This is a genomic window from Empedobacter sp. GD03861 (genome assembly GCF_029840885.1).
Taxonomy (GTDB): Bacteria; Bacteroidota; Bacteroidia; order Flavobacteriales; family Weeksellaceae; genus Empedobacter; species Empedobacter falsenii_B.
The window spans coordinates 1-2,327 of sequence record NZ_JAOCDJ010000078.1; the positions used below are offsets into that span (position 1 = coordinate 1).

2 protein-coding genes are annotated in these 2,327 nt (G+C 27.6%); both read left to right on the plus strand.

Annotated elements, in window-relative coordinates; genetic code table 11:
- Positions 1-158 precede the first annotated feature (158 nt).
- Entirely contained in the window at positions 159-827 is a 669-nt protein-coding gene (locus tag N5D03_RS14725) for a hypothetical protein (RefSeq protein WP_125350702.1), read from the plus strand.
- Between the two features lie 547 nt (positions 828-1,374).
- Positions 1,375-2,055 carry an Abi family protein gene (locus tag N5D03_RS14730; protein ID WP_125350701.1) on the plus strand — a complete coding sequence of 227 codons (681 nt, stop codon included), beginning with the start codon at positions 1,375-1,377 and terminating at the stop codon, positions 2,053-2,055.
- The last annotated feature ends 272 nt before the right edge of the window (positions 2,056-2,327 follow it).

The following is a 2,327-nucleotide window of genomic DNA, read 5'->3' on the forward strand; positions in this document are numbered from 1 at the left end:
ATTTTAGGTACAAAAACACAAATAGTATAAATAATAACCTCTTTTAATACTTCGGCAAGCTCAGCAACCGTTTTAGTGAGGTTTTTTGTTTTACACAATAAAGTATACAATATAGTTTTGTTTGTATATTTGAGTTTAATTTTAAGAAAAAAAACGCAATGCTCAAATTATTTAAGAAACGAGAAATCATTAAAAGTGAAGAGGATGAGCTTGCTGAATTAAGAAAAAATCTTACCGAAGCTATTGATGAAAATATCAAAATTGCAGAAGAAGATATTCAAAATATTAAAACACTACTTCTTCAAAACAAAAGTTATCAAACAGATTTTTTCAATAGTTTATACAATTCCTCAATTTACATTTCAATTTTCGATATGGACGTTTCAATTTTAACTGAAAAATTTATTCTATCAAAAAGAGATTATGAAAAAAAACTATTTGCAAGAATTCTTGCATTAACAATAATAGAATTTCTTGATGATATTAATCCATTAATTGGAAGAGATTTAAGTAAGCAGCTAAGAGATCTTAAACAAGAAAAGTTTGTAATTCCAGTTAGAGAAATTTCTAAAAAATTCGCTAAATATAAAAACGAAAATGAGCAATACTTAAGAATCGTGAGGAATAATACAATTGCTCATAAAAATACTGATGCATTGGAACTTCACAAATTCATAAATGAAATTGAAAGTGAAGAAATTTATAATTTGGCAATTGAATTAAAAAAACTCTCTACTGAATTTAACAAATTATCAACAAAAATTATTTATTCAATAATTGACTTTATGAAGAAAAGTATAAATAAAAGAAAGAAAAACCACGACTAACATAGGTAACTGTTGCACAACTCCAATTTTAAGCACAAAAACACAAAATAGTATAAATTACAATCTCTTTAGAAGTGATTTTAAGGAGGTTTTTATTTCTGTTTTTTTTACAGAATTATAAAAATAGTTGTGGTAATTCTTTTCGTCCTTGCATACTAAAAATAAGAAAAATTAGCCTATTCTAGAGTTGTGCAATAAGCACATCGGCTTGGCAAAATTCGAGGTTAATTGCAAAATTGAACTTCTCGCTTATTTTATCCGCCAAAAGCTGTCCATATTCGTATTTTTTGTGAGTTTACAAATAATGGAACAGCTTTGGCTACGTTTCGGTCTGAATTGAACTTTTCGCTTCAATTTCCGCCACTGACATTAAGCCCCGAAACGTTGTGCGTAATATTACAAAAAAAGCTCTCCGAAATTCGAAGAGCTTTAATATTTTCTTTCACTTAATTACGTTTTCCATTAAAAGGAAAAGAGGCTTTATTAAGCATTACGTTACAAAGATATGTATTATATTTGTAAATGCAGTACTATTTAGAAAATTTTAATGGAATATAATAAACTCGAGTACTATTTATCGCAACCAAGACTAAATAGATTTCTTATTGCTTCAGGTAATTCAAAAACAAAAGCTCAAAAATTGTATCGTGCTAATCTAAGAGTTGCTCAATCATTTTATCCAATTTTAAACTTATTTGAAATATTCTTAAGAAATACTTGTAATTATCAGGTATCTTCTCATTTTGCAAATCCTAATTGGATTATAACAGAGAAGAATGGTTTTATGAATCATAATTCATTAACAGCATCAAGATTTTTTCTTAAAAATTCAATTATTAACGCAGAGAAAAGTATTAAACGTAAAGGAGGATTAATTACAGCTGGTAAAATAGTTGCTGAACAATCTTTTGGTTTTTGGACGAGTTTATTTGATACTCATCACTATCGTTTAATCGGAGGTGTAGTTATCCATTGCTTTAAACATAAGCCAACTGGCATTAATAGAAGTATCTTAAATCAAAAATTAAATAGAATAAGGGAATTTAGAAATAGGGTTTATCATAATGAACCAATTTGCTTTCGTGGTAATTTAATTGATTTTACATATGCTGAAGATATAAAAGATGAAATATATGAACTTTTGAGTTGGATTGATGCAGATTTAGCAAATTATGTTGAATATTTCGATGCAATAGAAAATAAAATAAACATTGCAAAGAATTTATAAAATACTACACACAATAACTAAGCTTTCGTCTTGCCCGGAGGGCATGAGATGTATTGAAATCATTGAACACAAATAACAAATAAAAGTAGTGAAGTAAAGCCTGTTGAACCCTTCGATAAACTCAGGACAGGCTCACCGAAGTTAGCTTTTAATTCTTATGGAGTTATCTAAGTTTGTTTTAGACTACACAAGCAGTATTTTATATGATTACTGCTTTTTTTGTGCTTATTTAAAATGCGAAGTAGTAAAAACTATAAAAAACACAAAATAGT